The organism is Aneurinibacillus aneurinilyticus ATCC 12856 (genome assembly GCF_000466385.1).
In the GTDB taxonomy this organism is placed as follows: domain Bacteria; phylum Bacillota; class Bacilli; order Aneurinibacillales; family Aneurinibacillaceae; genus Aneurinibacillus; species Aneurinibacillus aneurinilyticus.
Genome location: NZ_KE952688.1, coordinates 16,228 through 21,711 on the forward strand (window position 1 = coordinate 16,228; position 5,484 = coordinate 21,711).

4 protein-coding genes and 1 pseudogene are annotated in these 5,484 nt (G+C 37.3%); 1 reads left to right on the forward strand and 4 read right to left on the reverse strand.

Annotated features, from left to right (window positions below):
* Window positions 1–776: 776 nt before the first annotated feature.
* Window positions 777–1,997 carry a helix-turn-helix domain-containing protein gene (locus tag HMPREF0083_RS03050; protein ID WP_240961261.1) on the reverse strand — a complete coding sequence of 407 codons (1,221 nt, stop codon included), beginning with the start codon at window positions 1,995–1,997 and terminating at the stop codon, window positions 777–779.
* Between the two features lie 325 nt (window positions 1,998–2,322).
* Between HMPREF0083_RS03050 and HMPREF0083_RS03055 the strand changes: the two genes are divergently transcribed.
* Window positions 2,323–3,078: an alpha/beta fold hydrolase gene (locus HMPREF0083_RS03055; RefSeq protein ID WP_040301310.1), complete on the forward strand. Its 756-nt coding sequence runs from the start codon at window positions 2,323–2,325 to the stop codon at window positions 3,076–3,078.
* A 178-nt stretch (window positions 3,079–3,256) separates the two neighbouring features.
* On the opposite strand, the gene HMPREF0083_RS03060 is transcribed toward HMPREF0083_RS03055, so the two are convergent.
* From HMPREF0083_RS03060 to HMPREF0083_RS03070, 3 genes and pseudogenes are all read right to left on the reverse strand, one after another.
* On the reverse strand, window positions 3,257–4,459 hold the full coding sequence (locus HMPREF0083_RS03060) for an MFS transporter (protein WP_021619550.1): 1,203 nt from the start codon (window positions 4,457–4,459) through the stop codon (window positions 3,257–3,259).
* Between the two features lie 25 nt (window positions 4,460–4,484).
* Entirely contained in the window at window positions 4,485–5,066 is a 582-nt protein-coding gene (locus HMPREF0083_RS03065; RefSeq protein ID WP_040301311.1) for a TetR/AcrR family transcriptional regulator, read from the reverse strand.
* Window positions 5,067–5,133: 67 nt separating this feature from the next.
* Window positions 5,134–5,298: pseudogene (locus HMPREF0083_RS03070) on the reverse strand (isochorismatase); the annotation flags it as partial.
* Window positions 5,299–5,484: the final 186 nt, after the last annotated feature.

Genomic DNA, 5,484 nt, shown 5'->3' on the forward strand with positions numbered 1-5,484 from the left:
ACTTTTGTTACTACGTCAAGTGATTTCTATATAGTTTCCTTATAACGGAAAGCAATTAATTTGATTTTTAATATTCACTCTTCTTATATCAGATGAAGTGAACTGGATGAACACCTTTAACTGCACTTCGTCTATTACCATCAATAAATACATATTGATTGCCTGTTAAATAAATTAACCGATAAGCCTTACCATTGGCATAAGTATCTTCTTGATATGGTTTGCCTCATGCCTTTTTTACTGTATCGGCTGATGCATAAGGTTTTTCAACACTTAAGTATAAAAGGTTCTCTCTTTTATTCATATTTCTCTCCTTACTTTCTATAAGTAGCTTTTTATTCTCGAAATATAATGATACCATCTTTATTCCTGTTTATGGAATGATAAGGTCTTATAAACATGAATAATAAGTAAATAGTTCTTAAAAAATCCTGTTATATATAGGATGATTTCCCCTTGCAATAGTTCGAATGGCAAATGAAGGCTACCTTGCTCTTAACTCATGGTAATGAACGGATTCATACAATTTCTTATGATACTTAATTATTCCTCAGTCAATAAAAAAACTGATGTATATGAAAAGTACATCAGTTTAATACTATGATGGCCTAATCACAGGATTGCTGCTCTGGATCATACTGGATAATCAACACCCTTGGTATATAGTTACAGTTTAGATCGCAAAGCCATATCTATAAATGCTAAGAAGTCGTAGGGGCCGATTTTCATTGTTCAAAAGCAATCGGCTGGAAACGGACAGTCTCTTTTTCACTTTCCTAGTAAGCTATTGATTTTTTCTTCACTAGCTCTAAGGTATTTTTTATAAAATCTTGATAAGGGGTTTGGGGTAGCGAACCTATATTGTTAGCTGCTTTCACTGCATATATAAGCGCTTCCTTTACCCTTCCTAATTGCAAGAGGCAATTTGCCCTATACGCATCTACAGTATAGAGGATAGATAATTCAAGCGGGTAGCTAGTTGTATTCGGCATCTTAAATTGCTCAAACTCTTTTAGAGCCTCTTCCACCTGCCCTTTTCCTAGCAGTGCTTTACCTTTTTCAAGATAGTAATAGTCACTTCCAAGCTCACCCTTTACTAATGTAGCAAACTCATCCAAGTAAAAAAGGGCTTGTCCATAATCCTTTGATATTTGATTATGATAATGAGCTTGAAGTAACAACGTAAACGCCAGCGATTCATCATTTTCACTAAAAACAGCAAACTGCTCTGACTTCTTTATAAAATAAGCATAATCATTCTCATTATTACGAAGAAGGGCCTGGAACGCTGCAATTCGAAAAATATCATCCATCTTATAAAAAATCCCTTTTCTCCTGGATAGTTCGATCAATTCATTAAGCTTACTCCTTCCCGATTTATAGTCACCTATCCCGAAGAGTATGACCACTTCAACGTAATTCGCTTCTACTTCAACTGCGATATCAATTACTGTCGCTTTTTCACGATACTCTTTTTGTACACTTCGCAACAATATAAGCGCATCATGGTAATTACCGTCTTTTGCACGTTTTTTTACTATGTGTACTTTAGCAGCTACGCAGTGACTAAAAAGGGATAACTGCTCATAGATTGCTATCGCTCGTTCTATCAGCCTTTCTCCTTGTTTTCGGTCGGTCTTAATAACCGTTCGGCCAGCAATTTCTAATATCCTGGCAGACTCAAACGAAGTTGGAAGCTGCTGGTCAAACATATCTTGTGTCAAATTAATTATCTGTTTATCATTATTTTTTTCAAACGCTGCCTCTACCTGACTAAATAAGTACTTTAGCTCATCAGGTGTATGGCTCTCCAACAAATAATGAGGATCACAGCCCAGCTGACGTGCAATAAATTTTAAACTCTCCATCGAAGGGTTTGCACGCCCATTTTCAATCATACTTAACATTCCCTTCGTCATTTTGTCACCTGCTAGTTCTACTAGCGTCATACCTCTTTCTATTCTTAATTTATTTATTCGTTTTCCGAGTTCATTCATTTTCAACATCCTTTTTATTTTAATAAAGTAGTTTAATTATATTAAACTTTAGCTTGAAAAGGAAATAAGTGCATGTTACGATAAGTTCAATTAAATTGAACTTATCAGATTAAAACTTAGAAGAATGACAGGGAGGGTTATATGCATCTGATTTGATAAATCGACACATGCTTGTGGTAAGGGGCAAGGAAAAAAGCAGGGCGGTGGGCGGATCCACCCTCTTCTTTTTTCCGAATCTCCCCCTTCCAACCACCTGAACTTTTGTTACTACGTCAAGTGAATTCTATTTTCTTTTTATACAAAAATGAAAAATGGAGGATTAGATATGAGTAAAGCTATCGAAAATAAAATAGGACAAAAACTAGATATTGGTGGTATTGAATTATACTATGAATTGTTAGGTAAAAATAATGAAGGTCCTACTCTAGTTTTTGATTCTGGATATGGATTCACATTAGAAAACTGGAATCCGATTAAAGATGACGTTTCAAAGTTCTCAAAGATGTTTATTTATGACAGAGCTGGTATTGGCAAAAGTGAATGGGATGACAGACCTCGACATAGTCAGCAAAGTGTTGAGAACTTACGTATATTACTTAAAAAAGCAGGTGTAAAATCTCCATATGTGTTAGTCGGACACTCGTTCGGAGGATTAAATGTAAGATTATTTGCAAGTACATATCCAGAGGAAGTTGCAGGAGTGGTCCTCTTAGATTCATGTCATGAGGATCAAAATAAAATACTGCCTTCTTTATTTACAAAAGAAGTACGGGAAAATTATTATAATCAATTCACTTTGGAAGGCTCTCTTAATGAGGTTGAAGAAAGCTTAGAACAAGTTCGTGCTTCCAAATCTCTTGGAAGCATTCCACTTATTGTCGCAACAGGCGGTTTGCAGCCTTTCCATACAGCAAAGTCTATGGCTGCCTGGATGAAATTTCAAAGAGAACTCGCTAGCTTGTCAACTAATAAAAAACATATTATTGTTGAAGATGCTGGACATGTAATCCACATCGATCAACCACAAATTGTTGTTAATGTACTAAAAGATATGTTAGATATGGTAAAAAATAGGACATAACTCAAATTAGGTATCTCCGTATACTTGATAGCGATGTAGTTCAGTCAACATTTTTACATAAAATTCGCACTAAGGGGATTTGCGGAGTCAATTACTCACGACTGAAGTCACGAGTGTCCTGTCCGCAAATCATGAAAAAACCGATTTTTCCTAGCGTAGGAAAAATCGGTTTGGTTTTTTATTCTGCCAACCTTTCTGCAAATTGTTTTTCTTGCCACATGACTGTAATACCGAGGCCAATGACCATAATGACAGCAGCGAAAAGATAAGGGTAGTGGATGTTTACGTCAAATAGTATTCCGCCCATCGCCGGCCCGACAATATTACCTAAGCTCGTATAGGTTGAGTTCATTCCAGCAACAAATCCTTGCTCTTTCCCAGCAGCTTTTGATAAAAATGTTGTCAATGCCGGGCGAAGCAAGTCAAATGCGAGGAAGATGAAGCAAGTTACCACTAGCACTGCCAAAAAGCTAGAGATCACGGTGGATGCTACCGCCAATATTGCACCTGTAATCAAACATAGTTGAATTAGTTTCTTTTCACCGAGTATATCTACCATTTTTCCAAACATAAATACTTGCACAACAACGCCGAAAATTGAGCTTATTGTAATAATGGTTGCAATATCCTTCGGCGTGAATCCAAATTTATGATCAGAAAATAGGCTAAAAACAGTTTCATATGCTGATAAACCAAAAGCGAGTACAAATACAATAATAAATGCAATAAAGTAAAGCGAATTAAGTGATCTTTTTAAATCGCTTATAAAATTTGTTTGCTTTGTATTAGCAGAAATTTCTGCAAGCTGCTCCTTTGTTAGCGGCTCTTTTAAAATAAATATTGATGAAAGGCACGCTAAAAAAGCAACGGCTGCCGCAAAGAAGAAGGGCATGCGTACACCGTATTCTGCAATAAAGCCGCCGATGCCAGGCCCTATAATAAAACCCGTGCTAATGGCAGCAGAAATATAGCCCATGGCTCTTGGCCGCTCCTGAATTGATGTAATATCTGCAACATACGCGGTAACACCTGGCATAATAAAGGCGGCACTAATCCCCCCTAGAATCCTTGATATATAAAGCATCAATACATTCGTGCCTAAACCAAAGATAAGTTCTGAAATACCAAAAAGGAATAGGCCGATTATGATCATTTTCTTTCTGCCGTAACGGTCAACCCAACGCCCTGCGAGCGGTGACATAAGCAATTGCGCCACCGCAAATACAGCAACAAGATAGCCCATCGTTTTTCCTGATAAATGCATGATATCCATAAAAGATGGCATAACGGGGATGATGAGACCAATTCCTAGAAATGCAATAAATACATTACTTAGAAGAATAATTAATGCCGCATTTTGTTCTTTTATTGTTTTCTTCATGTATCAACACCCCTCTCCATAAAAATCATTGATGTGAAATCCCTCTCCAAAATACTGTCCAGGAGGCTTCCAATTTATCCTTCAGCCGCTTCTCATCATTACCGTATACAAGCTCCTGCATAATGGAATCGACTACTCCTAAAAAGGCAAAGGTTGGCGTTTTTGCTACATCTCCGACTATTACTCCAGCATCGATCCAATCCTGAAATTTACTTTCCAGCATCGCCTGCACCTTCTCCTCGATATCGATTACTTCCTTTTCGATTGCTTTTGCAAGATGTGCTGGCGGAAAAAAAGACATACGTAGCCAAAATTTTAACTGCTCATTTTTTTGGAAAAGATCGATTACCAATTGTAGAAATCCGTACAAATCTTTTTCAGGATTTTGCGAATCAGTTTTACTGAAATATTGAAGTTTTGAAAATAACTCACTCTCTTTCGCATCACGTAAAACTTGCAGAAAAAGATCATCCTTTCCTTTGAAATGGGCGTAAATGGATTGCTTTTTCATGCCGACTTCTTCAGCTATTAGAGAAAGGGATGCTCCTTCATAACCATGAATTGTGAAATATTTTAGAGCTGCCTCCTTAATTTCATCGCTTTTCAATAAAATCACCTCAAATCTAACGAACGTTCGTCAGTTATATTAGCAAATTAAATAAACATAAGCAAGCGAAAAAAGCTCCCCATTGGCGTTTGGTCACAACATAATCACCGACACCCACGCCAAGCTCTGGAACGAACTCTGCCCAGTCGGCAGGTCTGGCACCTTCGACAGCCGGCTGTTGATCGGTAGCGGGTCTTAAATAATCCTTCCCATCAAGAAAATCAAAATTTACTTTATTCATTCTTGTTTCCCTCCCATTTTTGTATAAATTCTACAATGTAGATTTTAATTAAATTAGCAGCCTTTATTGTGTACAGTACAGGGTGCCAAGAACGAAACCAACCAGCAATTGTTCCTCATACCAATACCCAGATGTTTTGCCGGTCCGGCCTTGACGCCACAAAGCGGCCGTGTCTCT